The sequence below is a fragment of the Actinopolymorpha sp. B9G3 genome (genome assembly GCF_040120725.1).
Taxonomy (GTDB): domain Bacteria; phylum Actinomycetota; class Actinomycetes; order Propionibacteriales; family Actinopolymorphaceae; genus Thermasporomyces.
The window spans coordinates 1-19,862 of the sequence record NZ_JBEEAB010000018.1; the positions used below are offsets into that span (position 1 = coordinate 1).

11 protein-coding genes are annotated in these 19,862 nt (G+C 70.7%); 9 read left to right on the forward strand and 2 right to left on the reverse strand.

What is annotated here, in order from left to right; all coding sequences use genetic code 11:
* Positions 1-843 precede the first annotated feature (843 nt).
* The gene (locus ABNF93_RS25855) at positions 844-2,499 is read left to right on the forward strand and encodes a glycoside hydrolase family 3 protein (protein ID WP_349330779.1); all 1,656 of its coding nucleotides are present in this window, start codon (positions 844-846) and stop codon (positions 2,497-2,499) included.
* A 167-nt stretch (positions 2,500-2,666) separates the two neighbouring features.
* Positions 2,667-2,960 (forward strand): mycothiol transferase, encoded by a 294-nt coding sequence (locus tag ABNF93_RS25860; RefSeq protein ID WP_349330780.1) that lies wholly within the window; start codon positions 2,667-2,669, stop codon positions 2,958-2,960.
* A 109-nt stretch (positions 2,961-3,069) separates the two neighbouring features.
* Here the strand turns inward: ABNF93_RS25860 and ABNF93_RS25865 are convergent, their stop codons facing one another.
* Positions 3,070-3,585, reverse strand: coding sequence for a putative immunity protein (locus ABNF93_RS25865; RefSeq protein ID WP_349330781.1), 516 nt, complete (start codon positions 3,583-3,585; stop codon positions 3,070-3,072).
* 567 nt (positions 3,586-4,152) lie between these two features.
* Here ABNF93_RS25865 and ABNF93_RS25870 point away from each other — a divergent pair.
* The 3 genes from ABNF93_RS25870 (at position 4,153) to ABNF93_RS25880 (ending at position 7,007) form a co-directional block, all read left to right on the forward strand.
* The gene (locus ABNF93_RS25870; RefSeq protein ID WP_349330782.1) at positions 4,153-5,469 is read left to right on the forward strand and encodes an MFS transporter; all 1,317 of its coding nucleotides are present in this window, start codon (positions 4,153-4,155) and stop codon (positions 5,467-5,469) included.
* Positions 5,470-5,514: 45 nt separating this feature from the next.
* Complete coding sequence (locus ABNF93_RS25875; protein WP_349330783.1) at positions 5,515-5,949, forward strand: MerR family transcriptional regulator; 435 nt, start codon at positions 5,515-5,517, stop codon at positions 5,947-5,949.
* 83 nt (positions 5,950-6,032) lie between these two features.
* Positions 6,033-7,007 carry an aldo/keto reductase gene (locus tag ABNF93_RS25880; RefSeq protein WP_349330784.1) on the forward strand — a complete coding sequence of 325 codons (975 nt, stop codon included), beginning with the start codon at positions 6,033-6,035 and terminating at the stop codon, positions 7,005-7,007.
* Positions 7,008-7,010: 3 nt separating this feature from the next.
* Here ABNF93_RS25880 and ABNF93_RS25885 read toward each other — a convergent pair whose 3' ends face one another.
* On the reverse strand, positions 7,011-7,727 hold the full coding sequence (locus ABNF93_RS25885; RefSeq protein ID WP_349330785.1) for a DUF3592 domain-containing protein: 717 nt from the start codon (positions 7,725-7,727) through the stop codon (positions 7,011-7,013).
* A gap of 473 nt (positions 7,728-8,200) precedes the next feature.
* Here ABNF93_RS25885 and ABNF93_RS25890 point away from each other — a divergent pair, with 473 nt between their 5' ends.
* The 4 genes from ABNF93_RS25890 (at position 8,201) to ABNF93_RS25905 (ending at position 19,857) form a co-directional block, all read left to right on the forward strand.
* Positions 8,201-8,884: an SH3 domain-containing protein gene (locus ABNF93_RS25890; RefSeq protein ID WP_349330786.1), complete on the forward strand. Its 684-nt coding sequence runs from the start codon at positions 8,201-8,203 to the stop codon at positions 8,882-8,884.
* A gap of 215 nt (positions 8,885-9,099) precedes the next feature.
* Positions 9,100-9,228, forward strand: a complete 129-nt coding sequence (locus ABNF93_RS25895; RefSeq protein WP_349330787.1) for a hypothetical protein — start codon at positions 9,100-9,102, stop codon at positions 9,226-9,228.
* 10 nt (positions 9,229-9,238) lie between these two features.
* Entirely contained in the window at positions 9,239-9,877 is a 639-nt protein-coding gene (locus ABNF93_RS25900) for a hypothetical protein (protein ID WP_349330788.1), read from the forward strand.
* Entirely contained in the window at positions 9,874-19,857 is a 9,984-nt protein-coding gene (locus ABNF93_RS25905; protein ID WP_349330789.1) for a DUF6603 domain-containing protein, read from the forward strand. The genes ABNF93_RS25900 and ABNF93_RS25905 overlap by 4 nt, the downstream gene beginning before the upstream one ends.
* Positions 19,858-19,862 lie beyond the last annotated feature (5 nt).

Genomic DNA, 19,862 nt, shown 5'->3' on the forward strand with positions numbered 1-19,862 from the left:
GAATCGCCGCACCCACCACGTCCTACGGCATCGTCTCAACCCGAACCCAGAACTTCCCCAAGGACAACGTCATGTCCCACGGCACCGTGTGGGTCTACATGGACCCCGCCCCAACCAACCCGTGCCAGTACTTCATCGAAGAGCAGTAGGAGCCACTCTGACCCCTGCCGCAGCGGAGCCGCCCTCCGCCGATGGCCAATCTGCCTCCGCGGTGCGCATCCTCGCCTGGTCCGTTGCGTTCTGCGCGTGGGCCGCAGGGATGAAAGTCATCCTCAAGTCGATCGAACGCGCCCGCCAGGCCTAGCTGGCGGTGATCATCTCCGTATCGGACCGCCCGTCATCTGCGACGACAGAGTGGAGCCGCGAGGCCCTCAGCTTCAGCGGTCAGTGCCCGCGTCGTGGTCCATTCCGCCTCTTGTACAACCGGCTTGTTCTCTCGAAACCGCCCTATTCGCCGGTGAATTCCTAGTCGGCGGACCCGAGATCGGACGTCAGTGTTTCGACGCAGGTGGCCGGGCATAGTCCCATTGCTTGAGTCGTCGCGATTAGCAAGGGCCCGAAGTGGTCGCAAGGAATGTGACCAACGAGAACGTCGCCCGTGTTGACGTCCTGGGAGGACACTTCATGCAGCCGGTTCCGTCACCGCGGTCCCATCGGCAGGGACCGTCAGGCACGGCGCGTCGTCGTGCGTTCCTGCTTGGCGCGGCGGGCACATTTGCCGGACTGGGCACGATCCCTGGCGATGCCTTCGCGTCGCCGCGCGTGCTCGTTCCCGGCGCCGATGGCACACCGGGAGACGGTCGGGGACCGACCGAGTCATGGGTGGATCGGATGATCCGTCGCATGTCCGTGCGGCAGAAGGTCGGCCAGCTCTTCGTCACCCGTGTCTACGGCAGCGCCCCTGACACGGTGGACTCACGTAACACCGCGGATTTCGGCGTCCCGACACCTGCCGACGTCGTTGAGAAGTACGACCTCGGCGGTATCTGTTATTTCACCGTCACCGACAACGTCGTCGACCCGCCGCAGGTCGCCAGGCTGTCCAACGGTCTGCAGCGGGTAGCGGTCGCCTCCGGCGCTGAGCTTCCACTGTTGATCTCGACTGACCAGGAAGGCGGAACGATCGTCCGTATTGGTCCACCGGCGACCCAGTTCGCCGGCAACATGGCGCTTGGTGCCAGCCGCGATGTCAAGGCCGCACGCGACACCGCAGCCATCCTCGGCCAGGAGTTGCGTGCCATCGGGATCAACCAGGACAACGCACCAGTCGCTGACGTCAACATCAACCCCGCCAACCCGGTGATCGGTGTTCGGTCGTTCGGTGCGGACCCGAACCTGGTCAGCAGGATGACCGCTGCCCAGGTCAAAGGATTCCAGCGGGACGCGAAGATTCTCGCCACGGCCAAGCACTTTCCCGGGCACGGTGACACCGCGGTCGACAGCCACACCGGTATCCCGATCATCACCCACTCCCGGGAGCAGTGGGAGGCGATCGACGCGCCGCCGTTCAAGGCTGCGATCAGAGCTGGGGTCGGGGCGATCATGACTGGTCACCTGGTGTTTCCTGCGCTCGACCCGTCGGGCGACCCGGCCACCTTGTCGTACCCGATCATGACTGGCATATTGCGTCAGGAGCTTGGCTTCGACGGCCTGGTCACCACCGACGCACTGGACATGCAGGGAGTGCGCGACAAGTACGGCGACGACCGGGTGCCTGTGCTTGCGCTCAAGGCAGGGGTCGACCTGCTGCTGCTACCACCGAAGTTCGACCTCGCCTATGACGCGGTGCTCGAGGCGGTCGACAACGGCGAGATCAGCGAGAATCGGCTGAACGAGTCGGTCCGGCGGATCCTTACCTGGAAGTACACCTCGGGTCTGGTGCGCAACCCGTACGTCGACGTGGACCGGGTGCCCTCGATCGTAGGAACGCCCGGACACCTCGCCCGAGCCGACCAAATCACCAACAAGACCACGACGCTGATCAAGAACGACGCCTCGGTGCTGCCGCTCTCGCTACGGCAAGGATCGACAGCCTTCGTGTGTGGCAACGGAACAGGCACGCAGGGGTTGGCGGACGAGTTCGAGAACCGGAACGTGTCGACGATACCGCTCAACACCGGAACCCAGCCCACTGACGCCGACATCGAAACTGCCGTTGGTCAGGCTCGGATCGCCGACGTGACCGTGGTGCTCACCCAGCGGGCATGGGACACGAACAACACGGACCCGCAGCAGCGCCAGCAGCTCCTGGTCGAGCGGCTCCTGGCCACCGGCAAGCCGATCGTGGTCGTCGCCATCCGGGATCCGTACGACATCGCGCACTTCACCGATGTCCAGACGTTCCTTGCCACCTATATCGGCAACACTGTGGCCATGCGCGCCTGTGCCAAGGTGCTGTTCGGTGAAGTTGACCCAACCGCGAAGCTCCCGGTGGCGATTCCGAGCGTCACCGAGCCGGGCAAGACGCTGTATCCGCTTGGCTGGGGCCTTTCGTACTGACAGACATCGGCGGCCGGTGGGAAGCGCCACCCCTCACTGCTCCACTGGCCAACTGCCCCATGGCTCGGACAACGGTCGGCCAGGCTACAACCGATCCTCGATACTGGAGCGGTGAGCACGGCTGAGGCTCTTGTGCTCGACGCGAAGCCGGCCGAGGAGCTGATGCAATGAACGTGCACGAGTCCGCCCTGCCCTGGACGAGCGATCTGCGGGTGCGGCTCGACGAGCTGCTCGACGAGCACCGCGCAATGCTGCACGACAGTCTCGACGGCCTTACCGAGGAGGAGGCACGCCGATCCCTGGTGCCCTCCCGCACGACACTGCTGGGACTGGTCAAGCACGTGACCGGGCGGGGTCCACGCGCGTTGTGGGCCATCTATGCGCACATGCTGCGAGAACTCGCACAACACTGCGGGCACGCCGACATCCTGCGCGAGCAGGTGCTGGCTGGGCGCGAGTGAATCCGGTGCCTGCCTGGCACAGGCCACTGTGCGCCGGCCGGCTGGTGAGCTTGCCTGTAGCGCTGCTGGGTCCGTCGTCGCGGACCGGTGCTGGCGCCCCGACGCGCGCTCAGCAGTCAAACACCGACCAGCAGATGTCGTTCCGCAACCGCTGGTCGTCAAGTACGAGTTCGCGAATCGCCTCCGGGAGCTGGTCACGCTGCCACTGGCACTCGAGTCGGCCTGCGGCCGCAGCCTCGTCTTCGGGCGCGGCAGCACGTACGCCCTTGATCGCGTAGGCGGCCGCACCTAGTTCGTGCGCGGCGACGTGGGCGACGGCCCCGGCCTGGCCAGCAGCGTACGCGGCATGCCGTGCTGCCCCACGCAGATCTCTGGCCGCGCCCATCGCGTGGCCGCCCGCCGCGCGAGCCTGCATCATCCTGACCTCGCCACGTACCCAGGCGCGGGCCTGCTCGATCGCCTGACGCGGTCTGGGGTCCTTTGGCTGAGCCGACTCGAAGAGGTGAAGGACGTGCTCGGCGCAAGATGCCGCCCAGAGAGCGAGGAGATGGTGGTCCGAGTCAGTAAGGGTCCCGCCGCGGCGAATCGTCACGAAGCGAGGGTCCCGGACCTTCGGGAGGATCATGGTTCGCACTCCTTCTGCTTGTGCATCCGCCCAATGCCCACGGACGCGCACGCGCGACCAGGCACGCCCCAAGTAAAGCCTGCGTACCCGACAAGAGCAGCGCTGGCTCAGGAGACCAGGTGGCAGCTGCTAGACGTCGTTCGTTCGCCTGCTGCACGATCCCATCACCCTGGACTCGGTGGAGACCCTGGCCGATCTCGCCAGTGGCAGGGATGTCCGATGAGGGATCGGCGGATTCTGGCGGTGGTCACAACACACGGTGTGACCGTGACTCACGCCGGCTCGCCGCAGGATCGGGCAGGTGGCGGCGACGCACCCAGGTCAATGCGGGTCACAATCTCCTTTTGAGCTGGCCTGCCGAGGGGCTAATGTGCGGGCAGCGAGTGACCCACGAGGAGCTGAGAGATGCCCGGTCGTCCAAGCGCGCGTTGACGTCGTAGGCCGTGATCGGCCTGTCATCGCGTGCTGCCCTTGATCTGCGGCACAGCGAGCCTTTGCCCGCCTGAACCGTCGGTGCGACCGTCGTGCGTCCGGCGGGCCTCGTCCTCGGCTACCCAAGAGGTCCCTGTGCCGTTCCCTTCATCCGCTGTATCCGATTCCGTCCGATCTGCTCCGCCAAGCCTGTGGCGGAACAGCGACTTCCGCAGGCTCTGGCTTGGCCAGACGGCCTCCCAACTCGGCGAACACACGAGCCTGGTGATCATTCCGCTCATCGCCGTACTGACACTTCATGCGGACGCCAGCCAGCTGGGCGTCCTTCGAGCGGTGGGACAGGCGCCAATCCTGCTGCTCGCGCTCTTTGTCGGCGCGTGGGTGGACAGGTGGCGGACCCGAACCGTGATGGTGCTGGCGGACCTGGGCCGGACCGTGGCACTGGGCGGAGCCGTCCTGGCTGTCCTCTATGGATTCGGCCTGCAGGCGATGCTCGTGGTTGCCTTCACGATCGGGGCCATGTCCGTGTTCTTCGACGTGGCCTACCAGGCCTCGCTCGTACGCCTGGTGAAACGCGATCAGCTGGTCCGGGGCAACAGCGCGCTCGAAGGCAGCCGGTCCGCCGCTCAGATCGGTGGCCCCGCCCTCGGCGGCGCGCTGGTCTCACTGCTGTCCGCGCCGATCGCCGCCGCGTCCAGCGCGCTGATCTTCGCACTGTCGTGTCTGTCGATCCGGCGGATCCGCCGAACCGAGTCGATTCCGGAGCGCTCGGAGCGACCCTCTCGGGTCTGGCGGCGGATCCACGAGGGACTCCGCTTCGTCGTCGGCGACGCCTCGCTCCGGGCCATCGGCCTGGCGTCGGCGGCCTTTCAGTTCGCCTTCGCGGCCATGATGACCGTCTATCTTCTCTTCCTGCCGCGAGAGCTGCAGCTGTCGGGCAGTGCCGTGGGCCTGGCCCTCGCGGCGATAGGGCCGGGTGCGCTGGTGGGTTCGTTGCTTGCCGCCCATCTGCCGAGCCGGCTCGGTCACGGGCTGGTGCTCGTGTCCGCGGCGGCGATCGGTGACGGCGTGATCCTGTGCGTACCTGCGCTGCACGGCCCCTCTGCGGTGACGATCCTGTCGCTCGTGGCGGTCAACTTCGTGTTCGGGGCGTTCGGTCAACTGGTCAACGTCACGCACATGGCCGTCCGACAGGCCGTCACCCCGGACGGGATGCAGGGCCGGGTGAGCGCGACGATCACCTTTGCCGGCATGGGTCTGACCCCGCTCGGCTCGCTGCTCGGTGGCTACCTGGCCGAGGTGTGGGGGTTGCGCACCAGCCTCCTGGTGGCGGCCGCCGGCATGATGCTGTCCCCAGTGCTGATGGCCCTGTCCCCGCTCGTCCGCCTGGGACGGGAGCTTCCTGCCCCGCATGAAGCGCTGCCGACGGTCGAACACCCAAGACCCACATGACCGACGGCTTGACTTCGAGTGCGCTCTAAGGGCCATTCTGGTCGCGTGAACGAGGAACCGGACGTCCAGACCTGCGGCGTAGCCGAGATCACCCCTGACGTCGACGAGCCGCTCACCGTCGGGCAGGTTGCCACACTGACCGGGCTGTCCGCCCACACCTTGCGCTGGTACGAGCGGGTGGGCCTGCTGGAAGGCGTCGCCCGTGACCGGTCCGGCAATCGCCAGTACACGCACATCGACCTGCGGCGGCTGACGCTGCTGATGCGCCTGCGTGCGACCGGTATGCCGGTCAGCGAGATGGTGCGTTATGCCGAGCTTCTCAGGGCCGGCGCCCATACCGGGCTCGAGCGTGCAGAACTGCTCGAGGCGCACCGCGATCGGGTCCTGAGCCACATCGCCGACCTCCACCGCGATCTGGACGTGATCAACAGCAAGATCGCGGGATACCGGCGAGCGCAGCCACCCGCAGTATCGGCGTAGTCGTTCACGCACGTTCCGGGCTTGACGCCGAGCCCCTCTGAGAAACCAGGCGTCGACACCTCACCATCTCAAGGGAGCACTGCATGCTGTATCGAACCATGGGCAGTCGCCGGACCGTCAGCGCTCTGTGCCTGGGCGCCATGAGGTTCGGCAGCGAGACCGACCCCGACACATCGACGGCGATCCTCGACCGTTTCGTCGAAGCCGGCGGAACCTTCATCGACACGTCCAACAACTACAACCAGTCGAGCGGCCACGGTGGCGAGAGCGAGGAATTCCTCGGCCGCTGGATGCGTTCGCGAGGCAACCGTGACCAGCTTGTCATCGCCACCAAGTGCGGCGCCAGGACGACCACGCCCGGCAACCCTGACGATGCGAACTGGGAAGGCCTTGCCGCCTCAACCATCGACTCCGCCGTCAAGGGCAGCCTCACTCGGCTGGGCATCGAGCGCATTGACTTGTACTACGCGCACATCGACAACCGAGCCACTCCATTGGAAGAGACCGTGGGTGCGTTCGGGCGGCTCGCCGCCGACGGCATCGTGGATCTGGTCGGGTGCAGCAACACCACCAGCTGGCGGTTGGAACGCGCACGGCGCCTGGCCGCCGACCAGGGCGTCGCCGCGTATTCGGTGCTTCAGCAGCGGTACACCTACCTGTGGCACAACCCAGTGCGGGGCCACATCGAACGTCTCGGTACCCCGCATTTTCGGCACGTCGGGATAGAGCACCTCGACTACCTCAGGGAGCATCGGGACATGACGCTGGTGGCGTACGCGCCCCTGCTGATCGGCTCGTACGCCCGTACCGACCGCCCGTTTCCGGCCGAGCTCGGGTACGCGCATCCGACTGCGTACGTACGATTCGAAGTGTTGCGTCAGGTCGCTCAGGAACTGGGCGCCACCCCCAACCAGGTCGTGTTGGCATGGATGCTGCACCACGATCCGGTCGTCATCCCGCTCTTTGGCGCGTCGTCGGTGGGTCAGCTCGATGAGGCGTTGGACGCGCTCGAGATCAGCCTGGACGCCGAGCTGATGGACCGCCTCACCAACGCCTAGGCTCTAGGTGGGCCGCGTTCCCAGCTCGAGCAGGTTCCGGTCCGGGTCTGACGGGTCATACAGCACGCGTACGTGCGTTTGCCCGCGCAGACCCGGTCCCGGATCGTGCCGGACGTAGTCACTGGTCGCGGTGTAGGTGCGGCCACTCTGGTCGTCGTGCCAGGTCGCGTGGACGACGTAGGGATGGCGACCATTCACGCGTATGTTGAACTCCAGCCCGATGTGCGCGATCTCCGCCCAGATCTCCCGGCCGTTCCGCCGTAACCACGCCCGCTGTGCCAGGATCCGCCGGCCCTTCACGAACAGCGCCACCCCGATCGGCGTGAACACGATCCCGAGACCGCCGGTGATCAGCGGGACGAAGTACGCCGCGCCGACCGAGGCGAGTCGGGCGTCGTTCGGATCGTCCGGGTCGTAGGCAACCTCGACGGTGTCGCCCACCTCGTATGCGGGTGGGTTCGATCCTTGGGAGCTCTGGAACGAATAGGCCTCGCCGTCAACGGTGAACTCCACCGTCGGGTACCAGGCGGTGCTGGACCCGTTGCTGCCGCTGCTGCTCGAAGTCCGTTCTGTCAGCTCGACGACCTTGCCGTCGAGGCGCTCGGCAGAGCTCAGGAAGCTCACCGTGGAGACCACGACCCAGACGGTGACGACGAGCAGGATGATCCCTACGAGACCAAAGATTCCGCCCAGCAGTGCAAACAACCGACCCTTGTTCATGGACCAAGTCTGCCTCTTCCGGGGCCGGGACAATTGGTCAGGACGTTGAAGTCGCCCTGGTGCCTGTTCCCGCGGCCCCCACCGGTCACGGCTACAGTGCCGCCGACAGTAGCGACCAGGAGCACAACCGGGGACCTCCCCATGTCCGCCCGGCGTCCTCCTACCACGGGCAGCCAGACGACGCACCCGCTGTACTCCTCGACCTCCGCGACCGTCGCCGGGGCCGTTCCTCGTCTACGTGAGGACCGCGAGGACATCCGGGTCGGCGAAGTGTCCGCGACGTCCTCACCAAGATCATCCGCAACACCGGGTACGCCGCGCAGTCGGCACGCCAGCCAGTTCGAGTCGAAGGTGTCCGAGGGCGACCCTGCTGACTGTGGCTGGTGGTACGAGGTCCCGTCGGACAACCTTCGCGGCGCCTCAAGCATCTACACAGTGCCGAAGTGAGGCAACGATTCGGGGAGAGGCACATCATGAGTAATCGCATCGGTATCACCGCCGGCGGCCGCGGCACTGGCCGTGGTGGGCGGTTCGGTCTTGGCTTCCGTGAGCGCGCAGCAGCCCTACGAGCGCGAGGTCACCTCCTCGTGAGGACCCGCCGCGTCGGTGGGATCGGCGCGGCCGCGGCGGCGGTCCTGCTCTCGGCGACCTTGCTGGCGTTCGTACCGACGCCACCGGCTCACGCCGCGACGAGCTACCAGGGCAGGGTCACCGCGACGACGCTCAACATCCGGAGTGCCCCGACGTCGGCAGCCGCCGACGTCGGCACCCTCCGCTACGGGGCGACCATCAGCATCCAGTGCAAGGTGTTCGGGCCGTCCGTGGGAGGCAACTCGCTCTGGTACAAGCTGTCCACCGGGAAGTGGGTGACCGCGCGTTACGTCGCCAACATCGGGTCCGCGCCACGGTTCTGCGGCGACGGGCAGGAGTACGAAGGACGGGCGCTGTCGTTCCTGAACGTGCGCAGCGGTCCGCACACGGCGAACGCGACGGTGTCGTCGGCGCCACAGGGGACGTTCCTGGCACTGGTCTGCAAGGTCGACAGCCAGTCGATCGACGGCAACCCCCGCTGGTACCAACTCACCGGCGACGGCGGCGGTCAGTGGGTCGCCGCCCGGTACGTGTCGAACGTCGGCTCCGCGCCGCCGTACTGCTGACAGCGCCACGAGAAGAGGTGGCGGGGGCGTGCCCCCGCCACCTCTTCTCGTGCACCGCTCGATACGCGTGGGGCCCACTGACGAGTGCAGGGCGGCACGACCGGAGCGTCGCCCTTGACAGCAAGTGCGTGCGCGACGACTCTCTGGGTGCGAGGCCGAGGTGACCTGCATGAGGGAGCACGTGTGGGCGCCGGCCTGCTGGGGGGAGGACTCTCGTGTTCTTCGAGGAGTATCCGATCGTTCTGCTCGGGGTCATCATCGTGGTGATCGAGGTGTGGTTGCGGATCCGCGAGCCGATCTTCCATCTGGTCGCCCGCGCACTCCGCAGGAACACCCCGTCCTAGGCGGTGGGCTATGCCGGGGCCGGGCTCGTCGAAGCCCACCGCGGCCGAAGGACCGCAGCCCACGGTGCTGGGTGTCGCCATCCGCGACGACAGCTGGTTCCGTCGGGTCGACCCGCGTCTCGAACTCGACCCGGGTGCACGCGCTCCGGACCTGTTGAAGGTCCCGGCCGATGGTGCACAGCGGATCCTGCGCCAGACCGTACGTCTCGTCGCTGACATCCCGCGCGGGTCGTCGCCCGACGTCGTGTGGGTGGACGGTGCCAACGAGTTGCTGGTGCGTACCGGCGGGATCGGTCTGAGCTGCCTCACCGGGCTTGTCACCGTGACCCTCCCGGTGACCTGCGACCAACTCCGCGAGGACGTGGCGACCCAGGTCCCGCTCGGGGTCGGCACTGCCGACGCGCCGAGTGGGCTGGTGATGTCGACGCTGGCCCGGCCGGTCGGACCGGACGTCGTCCTCGACGCATGGTCGACGGCGCTGATCGCCTTCGCATGGGAGGCCGTCGTCCACCTGGCGCAACAGTTGTGCGCGGCGGCCGGCAAGGACGCGTCCGGCCGAGCGCTGGTTCCCGCGTCCATCGCGGCGGAACGCGGGGTCCTGCTGATCCAGCCGATGGCTCGGCATCGAATCGCGTGGAGCCGGCCATGACGCTGAACGCCGAGAGCTTGGATGCGTTCGCCCAGCTCGCGAAGGCGATCGGGTTGCTGGAGAGCAACGGCCATCCCAACCCGTCGTGGTTCGGCGACCCGATCGGCGCGGCCGCTTCCACCGGTAACCAGCACGGTCTGCGGCACCTCCTCGCCGACGACGACCAGCGAGAAGCCCTGCTCGGTTTTGTCGACGAGGCGCTCGGCCCGCCCGAGCGCGGCGAGCGGTCCGGGCAGACGTGGGTGCCGCTGTTCACCGAGTCCGACCCGCACCTGACCGTGTACGCCGTGCTGGAGGAGGCAGCGGGTCACGTCCGCCTCGGCGCGGGGCTGGAACACACGACCGCCGGCGGGCCGCCGCGAGTGGCGACCCGCGTCCACGTACCCCTCTTCCGGTTCGCGCGCCGTGGAGAGCCGGCGCCCACCGAGGCCGGGACGATGCCCGGCTGGCTGCTGCTCGGCACGAACGGAGCGCGGGTCGAGATCGGAGTGGCGGCGACGTTCAGCGAGGGTGCACCACCTCCCGGAGAGGCCGCGCTCGCCGGGATCTGCTTCGACCTCGCCATCCCGACCGCCCCGGGTGACCAGCTCGGCGTGAAACTCGAGCTGCGCGGCCTGCAGCTTCCCGGTGCATCCGCGCCACGGGACATCGCAGTCGACGCCTCCAGCCTGGACGAACTCGGCTCGGACGTGCTGCACCTGGTCCTCGGGCTGGTCAGGGCCCAGGCGGACGCGCTCACCGGTCTCGACCCAGCGCTGGAGCCGTTCCGCGCGATCACCGGCCTGCTCGGTCTGCGCGCGGTGGCAGGGTTGCCGCCGCTGCCACTGGCCGACCTGCCGGTGCTCGGCCTGTCCGCCCTGGTGGGCTGGGTGGAAGAGGTGCTGGCCGACGACTCCGCACGGGACGCGTGGCTCGGTGAGCTGGCCAGCCTGGTCGGCGGGACGGTGGTGGCCGCCGACGACGCCGTACGCATCACCGCTGGACGGCTCGACGTCACGGTGGGGATCCGCGTCGGTTCGGGCGCGGCCGGGCACGCGGTCCTGGTGCCGTGGGTGGAGCTGTCGCTCGACACGCAGGCGGGTGCACGGGCACGCGTGAGCGCCGACCTGCTGCGCGCCGACACCGGCACGGGCGTCTGCACGGCGCTGCCCAGCTTCCGTGCGGAGGCGGTCTTCGGCGCGGACGCGGGCGGAACGGCGCTGCTGGCCGGCACCACGCCGAGTGTCGGCAGTCTGCACACCGGTGTCGCGCTCGACCCGACCGGTCGACCCGCCTTCGTCCTCACCCTGCACGACGTGGTCGCGACCAGCGGCGGTCCGCAGCACGACGTACTCGACGTCTCCTCGCCGTCGGCGGCGCTGGACTCCGTGACGACCGTCCTCGAAGGTGCGCTCGCCGACGCGATCGACGGCCTGGGTCCGTCCGGCGCGTTCGTCAACCGGTTGCTCGGCCTCGACCCTCCGGCCGGCATCGACCCGCTCGACGTGTCCGCGTTCTTCACCGACCCGCTGGGCGCGGTCCGGACTTACTGGAGGGACGTCACCGCCGACCCGGCCGCGGCCGCGGACGTCCTCGGCCGGCTGCGTGCGCTGCTGACCGGCGCTCCTGTCGCGTCCGTACCCGGGTCGGGCACGACGACCGCCCCCTGGCGGGTGGAGCTGGTCGACGGCGTCGAGCTGGACGTGTGGCGGGACGACGACCAGGTCCTCGTCGACGTGGTCGGTCGGGTAACCACGCCGGTCCTTACCGAGTACGACGTCGCCGGGACGCTCGGCATCACCTTGCTGCGCGCCGACCTGTCGGGGGGCACCGCCGCGTTCCTCGTGGAGGCGTACGGCTCGCTCTCGCTCCGTCGGCAGGATTCCGAGCCGGCGAGGCTCGCCCTCGGTGCGGCGGCACTGGAGGCCAGGGCGTTCGTCGCCCGGGCGAGCTGGGTGCCGGGACGCGGGTTCAGGGCGACGTTCGGCGCCGAGGATCTCGCCGTCGTCGTCGGCGGATCCGACGAGCGGATCCCGCTCGGCCTGCCCACGCTGGACACCGACGGGACGCTCGTCCTCTCCACACCGGACTGGGACGCGGTCGAGCAGGCCGCCGGGGTGTTGCTTGCGGAGCTTCGCCTGCCGGTGGTCGAAGCACTGCTCGGTCTGGTCGGCTGGACCGGCACGGGCGCCCACCTGCCGCTCGCCGGACTGGTCGGAGCCGACCCGGGCGCGGCGGTACGCGAGTGGCTGGCCGACCTCGTGCTCGACTGCGACCGGATCAGGCTGGCGCTCGGCCCGGTGGCCGCTCTGCTCAACGGATTCCGCTGGTCGGCGCCGCTCGGGACGGGTTCGGTACGCGATCCGTTCCGCTGCCCGGTGGCGGGCGAACCGCGCGCCCCCGGCCTCGCTGTCTGGACCGAACCTGGCTGCCCACCGAACACCGAGGATCTCCTCCGCAGTCTCGGCTCGCTGGCCGGCGGCGAACGCCCCGACCCGGCCGTGCTCGTCGGCGTGCTGCGCGGTTCCGCGCAGGCGCTGCCGGACCTGGCCGACCTGCTGGTGGGGCGGGACTCGCTCGCCGAGGGACTAGGACTGCTCCTCACCCGTTGGGCGGGCACCGACGGGTTGGTCGGTCGTCCCGCCGCGCTGCCGGACGACGTGACCGCCGTCGAGCTCGACGGCCTGAGCTACGACGAGCTGGTCGCGCTCGGCAGTGTGGGTCACCTGGTCAGCGACGTGCTCGACCCCGTTCCCGTGGCGGTGGTCCACGTCGGGTGCGAGCCGACCTGGGTGACCGACCGGCCGGTGAGTACGGCGTTCGACTGTAGTGGGGCGGACTCGTCCGGGACCGTGCCGGCGGTTGGGGGCGGCACGTGGTTCGTCCGGCTGCCCACGCCTGCCGACGCCGCGACCGCCCGTCCCGAGCGTGGTGGCGTCGGCGAGCAGGCCGCCCGGCTGGCCGGCGTCCTCGCCGACCGGAGCGATCCGGTCGTCCTCGTGGGGTACGGCGCGTGCGGTGCCGCCGTGATCCGGGCCGCGTCCAGCCTGCCCGCCGTCACGGGCGTCGTCACCGTCGGAACGCCGTGGGCGGGCCTCGCCGTCGACAGCCTGAACGGCGGCCTCGGTGGAGACGCGTTGCGGCTGCTGCGGCGACTGCGTCGCGCGGACGAGGAGACCTGGCCGGACCCGCTCCTCGCGCTGGAGGCAACCCCGCTGGAGCAGGTCAGAGGAGTCCTCCGTCGCAGTCTCGACGTCCTTGCTCCAGGCCGTGCCCTGCCGTCCGCCGGCGACGAGGCGCGACGGCCCGGGCTCGCGGTGCACGCGGTGTTCGGCAACCTGGACGAGGAGTCGCTCGCGCACGGCCTTGCCGCGTTCGTCGCGGACGGGATCCACGCCAGGGTCGCGGCGTCCGCCCTCGACACGGCGCTCGATTCTGGCCGTGACACCACGCCGACCGCGGTCCACGCCGGCATGGACCTGCCGGTGACCGACCTGGACCTCGGCGGCCTGCGGGTGGGCGTGGGCGCGACCGTCGAGCTGTGCGAGATCGGCCCGGCACCGGACGGAGCACCGGACGGGCCCGGCCTCGCGGCGTCACCGGTCCGCGGCGTGGTCGTCGACGTCCACCTCGGCGTCACCGACGGCTGGCTGGTCGGCGGGCCGGGTTCCGGCAGCACGGTGGGCGAGCTGCGCTGGATGTCGGCGCGGATCGACGTACCGCTCGACGGCCGACCCGGCGAGACCGAGCTCGTCCTGCACGAGGCGCTCGGGTTCGGCGTGGACCGCGAGCGCTGGGTCGTACGGGCGGACCCGACCGGTGTCGCGCCCGACGTACCAGCCGCGGACCTCACCACCGCGGTACCCGAGGTCCGGGTCCTGCTCGCGGACGTGGTGGCACGGCTGTGCGCAGCGTCGGCGGACCTCGCGACCCTTCTCGACCTGCTCGGGCTCACCCGCGGCGGTGGCCTGGACCCGGACGGGCTCGACCGGCTCCTGTACGACACCGCGGTGACGACGCGTGCTCGGATCGCGGACGCTCCCGCCGAGGTCGCGAGCCTGCTGCGTGCGCTGGTCCCGGCGGCCACCGGTACGGGAACGGCGGTGGGTTGGTCGGTCGGTCCAGCGACGATCGGTCTGGACCTGGCCACCGGCTCGCTCACCGGAGCGCTGCGTGTCACGACTTCCGGCCTGCCGGCCTTCGCGGTCGACGTGGCGATGCGTCCGACCGGCGTGGCCGCGACGGCGAGCCTGGGAGCACTGGATCCGTCGGCCTTGGGCGGCGAGATCGGGGGTGGCCTGCGACTCGTCGCCGGGACGAGCCCGGCCGCCGTGCGCGTCGAGTCGGCGGTGCCGGGCGGGAGTGTCCGCGAGGTGGCGCTGGTGCCGAGTCCTGATCCCGGCGCGGTGCGCGACCTCGCGACGGTCCTGCTGCCCGCGGTGACCGCGCACGGTGTGCTCGGTGCGCTGCGACAACGGGTGTCCACGGCCGCCGCGCCGGCGCTCGACGCCGCCCTCGACGCGGTGGGCCTGCTGGCGCCGCCCGACCCGCTCGGCTTCCGGGACGTCGTCCTTCCGGTCGGGTTGATCCAGGAGCCGGGCAGCTGGCTGCGTCACGGGGTGGCGAGCTGGCGGACGAACGCCGCCGCCAGTGCGGTCGCGTTGCTCGACGCCCTGGCGCCGCTGGTGGTGCCGGACCGTGGAGCCGTGGCCGGTTGGCCGATCGCGGAGGGCGCCGTGGTGAGCTACGCGGTCGAGTCCGGCGACCGGCTGCGCTTCGTTCTCGACCTGTCGTTGGACGTCGATGGCGGCGACGGGACGACGGTGACCACGCGCGCCGGTGGCGGCCTGGTGATCGGGCCGGACGCACAGCCGCGGCCCACCCTGGACGTGTCGGTCGAGGTGGACGGGCGGGGCCTGCGGTTGGCGGTCACTCCCGACACCGACCCCGCCGTCCGGCTCAGCCTGCTCCGGCCGCCGGCCGTCCCGCTGCCGCTCTACCCCGACGGCCCTGGACTCGGTGCCGCACTCGCCGCCGCCGGCGAGATGGTCCTGCCGGCGGTGCTCGACGCGATCGCGGCGCACCGCGACGACGCCGGAACGTCGCTGGTGAAGGCCGTCGGCCAGGCGGTCTTCGACCTCGGCGCGGCCCTCGACCTGCGGGACGGCACCGACTTCACCGCCGCCAGGCTGGCCGCGTTCGCCGAGAACCCGGCGGCCCGGTTGGGTGCGCGGCTCCCCCAGCTCGTCTCGACCGGCGTGGCCGCCCTGGCCGCCGCACTCGATCCGGGCGGGTCGGTGGTCGCGGTCACCGCCGGCTCTAGCACTGGCACTGGCTCTGGCACTGGCACTCTGGCGCTCGGGTTCGGCACCGGCGCACCAGTCGTGCTCGTGCTGGACGCGAGTGGTGCGGTGCCTGCCCTGGAGCTTCGCGCAGACGTGGACATCGACGGCGTCGGCCGGTTCGTCCTCGAGCGGCTTCGGCTCTCGGCCGCGGGTGTCGAGGTGGCGGCGCTGCTCGGTCCGGTCGTCCTCGACCTCGGATCGTTCGCGCTGCGGCCACTGCTCGCGATCCAGGCCGGCAGTGCCCTCGGCACGGGTCGCGTGGTCGGAGTCGGGCTCGCCCTCGACGACGACGCCGCCCGGGCGATCGAGTTCCGCTGGGGTCTGGACGCCGACCCGCCGACGCTCACCGCGGTGCACCGTACGGCGGGCGCGGAGACGCTCGGGTCGGCGACCGAGGCGAGCGGTTGGCTGCTGGCGCTCGCCCTGTCCCTCGCCGGTGGCCTTGTGGCCGACGGCCTGAACGACGTCCTCACCGCGGAGGCGACGGCCGTCCTGCAGGGCGTCGTGTTCGGCGACAGCCTGGGCAGCACCGAGGTCGACACCGGTCTGGCGCTCGACCTCCTCGACGCCGATGCGCTGCTCGCCCGCCTGAAGCGGCTGCTCTGGAACGCCGCACAGGACACCGGCCTGTCGGTCACACTGGGTGGCCTGGTCACTATCGCCCTCTCGAGCACCGGCACCACCACCCCGCAGCTCGGTATGAGCGTGTCCGTCGTTCCCGGCCGCCGGTTCACCCTCGTCGAGGGTGACACCCGGGTCGAGCTCGAGGTCGACGCCAGCTGGGTGGATCCCGACGTCCCGGCTGGCCTCGCCATCTACGTGCTGTCCGGCACGTCGGCGACGACGCTGACGATCGACCCCGCCGTCTCGGTCGCCGGCCTCGGCCTGCGGTTCACCAAGGCGTCCGGGCCGCTGCTGTCCCTCGGCGCGGTGACGCTGGACGCCATCGCCACGCAGGTCTACGCCGAGGCGTCGCCGGCCGGTACCGGTGGCGGCGTACGCCTCGAGCTCGCCGGCCTCGCGTTCTCACCAGGCGGCGGTGGCGGCACCAACGCGGTCGCCAACAGCATCCTGAACGACGCCGGCCAGGCCGGCGCATCCAGCCGCCCGGCGTTCTCCCCCTCGCTCGCCGTCCAGCAGCACCCCGGTCTCGACCCGGCGGTGTCGCTGCGGGCCGGACCGCCGCCGGGACCGTGGTGGATCCTGGTCCAGCGCCAGCTCGGCCCGCTCTATCTCGAACGGCTCGGCTTCGACTCCGTCGAGACCGAGGGCACGGTCAGCCGGATCTCGCTGTACTTCGACGGCCGGGTCTCGATCCTGGGGCTGACGGCGGCGGTCGACCGGCTGTCGCTCAGCTGGACCGGTGGCGACGTGCTCGACGTCGACAGCTGGGCCGTGGACCTGATGGGGCTCGCCGTCGCGGCCGACCTGTCCGGCGCGTCGCTGGCCGGCGGCATGCTCAAAACCATCGGCCCACCCGAAGACGGCCCGGTGTCGTACGTCGGGATGCTGCTCGGCCGGTTCGGCGTCTACGGCCTGTCGGTGTTCGGCGGCTACACCGACGACGCCGGCAACCCGTCGTTCTTCGTCTTCGGTGCAATCAACGGCCCGATCGGCGGCCCGCCCGCGTTCTTCGTCACCGGTCTCGGCGGCGGCCTCGGCATCAACCGCGGGCTGCGGGTGCCGGACGACGCCGCCCGCTTCCACGAGTTCCCGTTCATCGCCGCGCTCGACCCGGCCGCGCGGCCGCCCGAGGACCCGATGGACGAGCTTCGCAGGCTCAACACGTACTTCCCGCCGCAGCGCGGCAGCTTCTGGTTCGCCGCCGGGATCAGCTTCACCTCGTTCGCGCTGGTCGACGGGATCGCCGTGGTGGCGGTGTCGTTCGGTGACGGGCTGGAGATCAACCTGCTCGGCCTGGCCCGGATGGCGCTGCCCCGGCCCGAGGCGGCGCTGGTGTCGATCGAGCTGGGCCTGCTGGCCCGCTTCTCCACCCGCGAGGGCGTCTTCCTGATCCGGGCCGCGCTGACAGAGAACTCCTGGCTGCTCTACCCGGACGTACGACTGAGTGGTGGCTTCGCGTTCGCGACCTGGTGGAAGGGACCGCTCGCGGGACAGTTCGTCCTGACCCTCGGCGGCTACCACCCCGACTTCCACCGCGACGGCTACCCGGAGGTGCCGAGGCTCGGGCTGGCCTGGCGGGTCAGCGACCAGATCGCGGTCAAGGGCGGTGCGTACCTCGCGTTGACGTCCGAGGCGTTGATGGTCGGTGTCGACGTCGAGGTCACCGCGAACTTCGGCTGGGCGTGGGCGCGCGTCGCGTTCGGCGCCCACGGCATCGTGTTCTTCGATCCGTTCTGGTACGAGGTCGAGGCCTACGCGCGGATCTCGGCGGGCGTGAAGATCAGCACCTTCTTCGGCACGGTCAGGATCAGCATCTCGACCAGCGGCCGGATCACGGTCTGGGGACCGGAGTTCTCCGGTCGGGCGAGATTCGACGTCGGACCGTGTGGCATCACCGTCCCCTTCGGCAGCGGACGCCGGGTCGAACCTCGGACCCTCAGCTGGCCCGAGTTCGTCGCGAAGTATCTCGAGGACGCCGGCGGCGGGACCGCCCGGGTCCTCTCGGCGATCACGGGGCGGGGCACGCTCCCGGCGGCGACGGGCGGCGACCGTTCCGCGCCGACCTCCGACGGCACGCCGGAGCGGCCGTTCGAGGTGTACGCCGAGTTCGAGCTCACCGTCGTGACCACGGTGCCGACCTCCGCTGTCGACGTCGACCTGGCCGGCGGACCGGTGCCGGTTCCGGTGGTCCGCTCCGACGGCCTGCCGGCGACGCTCGGGCTGAAGCCGATGCGGGCCGGCAGTCTCACCTCGACCCTGCGCATCCGGCTCGCGCGGAGGGACCCGGTCACCGGCGTCTGGACCGCGCTCTCCGACCAGCTCCGGGTGCTCGGGGGCAACCTCGCGGCCGCGCAGCCGCGGCCGGAGGGCAGCACGGTCGGCCGGGAGTCGTTCCCGATCGGGGCGTGGGGCGCTCCCGACGCGCCCGGCCTGCCCGCGGCGCCGCTGCCGAAGGGGGACGTGGTCCGGGCCGGCAACCAGGTCCGGCTCGTCGCCGAGGCGACGACGATGGCGCGCGGCCCGGAGATCGACTACTACCGGGTGGAGGCGTCCCGGCGGCCGCTGCCGTTGCAGGCCGGTGGCCCGTCGCGCGGTGACCTGCTGGCGACGGCCGGGACCGTGGCGGTGCCGCAGCCGACGACCGTCGCGGCGGCACTGCAGGCAGCCGGCGAACGGCTCTTCGCGGTTCCTGTCGAGGCCCTGCCGGCGGGCGTACTGTCCTCCGGCCCGCGCAGCGGCCTGGCGCGGGCGTCGTACCAGGGCGAGGTCGCCGCGCCACCGCTGTTCGGCACCCTCGCCGACGGGATGGTCGAGGAGAACGCCGAGGACGCGACCGCCGCCCGCACTCCACCCGCGCCCGCACCAGAGCCTCGGCCGCTCCGGCCCCCGGTGGTGGTCGGCTACCTGACGGCTGGGAGCGGGGTGGCCGCCCGGGCGTCCGGCACCTCCGTCTCCGACCGCCGGACCAAGCGACGTCCAGCGCCGACCCTCGACTCCGTCCAGGCCCGCCTCGGCACCCATCTCCCCGTACGCCTGCACACCGTCGCCGCGCCAGCGACAGAACGGTCCGGCACGCTCGCCGTCGAACGGGTGCCACGGACCGAGGCGACGGGAGCGGCCCGGTCCTACCCGCTCGGGAGCAGCGGGGTGGACGGGATGGTCGGCGGCCTCACCGGCGGTTTCGAGCCGGTCGGCGCCACCGCCGGCCACGCCCGCGCCGACCGCGCGGAGGCGAGGACAACCGGACGGCCGCTCGCCTCCGGCGAGTTAATCGTGCTCGCGCTGCCGGACGCCTCCGTCGACGTTCCCCGCAGCGGCTCGGGGCCGCGTCCGATGCTGGTGGTCGACGGGCAGGCCAGGGTGACCATCCTGCGGGGTGACGGCTCAGTGGTCGTCGACACCACGACAACGGACCGGCTCCCGCTGCCGGCCGGAGCCGCGTTGGTTGCCGTGCAGGCCGACGGCCTGGTCGATGACGGTGACGGGGTGGCCGGCTGGCACATCCGGTCGCGCGTCTGCGCGCTCGGCTCGCACGCGGCACTGGCCGCCGGTTGCGTCCTGGCCGCCGACGGCGGCCCGACCACCCGCGGCGCCACCTGGCTGACCTCGGGCGAGCTGCTGGCAGCCGCCGCCGCCGTATGCACGCGGTTCGCCCGCCCGGTCCGAGCCGTCGCGATCGTGGTCGAGGAAGGCGACGCCGACCGGGTCGACGCGGTGTCGCTCGACCTGTCCGGCGCGCGCCGCGCGACCGATGCCAACGGCGACGAAGAACCGCCGACCGTCCTGCTCAGCGGTGATCAGGCGGTGCTCGTCTATCCCGTGGAGCCCGACGAGCCCGGCAAGCGGCCCGTCACGGTCCGGGTGCGGGCGGGGGGCGACTGGCAGGTGACCGGCGTACTCGGCGCCGAGCACGGCGTCGACGAGCTGACCAGACAGGTCGTCCGCAACGGCGTCGTCGCGGCCGGCGGCCGGCTGCTCGCGGGCACCGGGAAGGGCTGCCGGATCAGCTGGGACGACCAGGGAACAGGGTGAGGCGC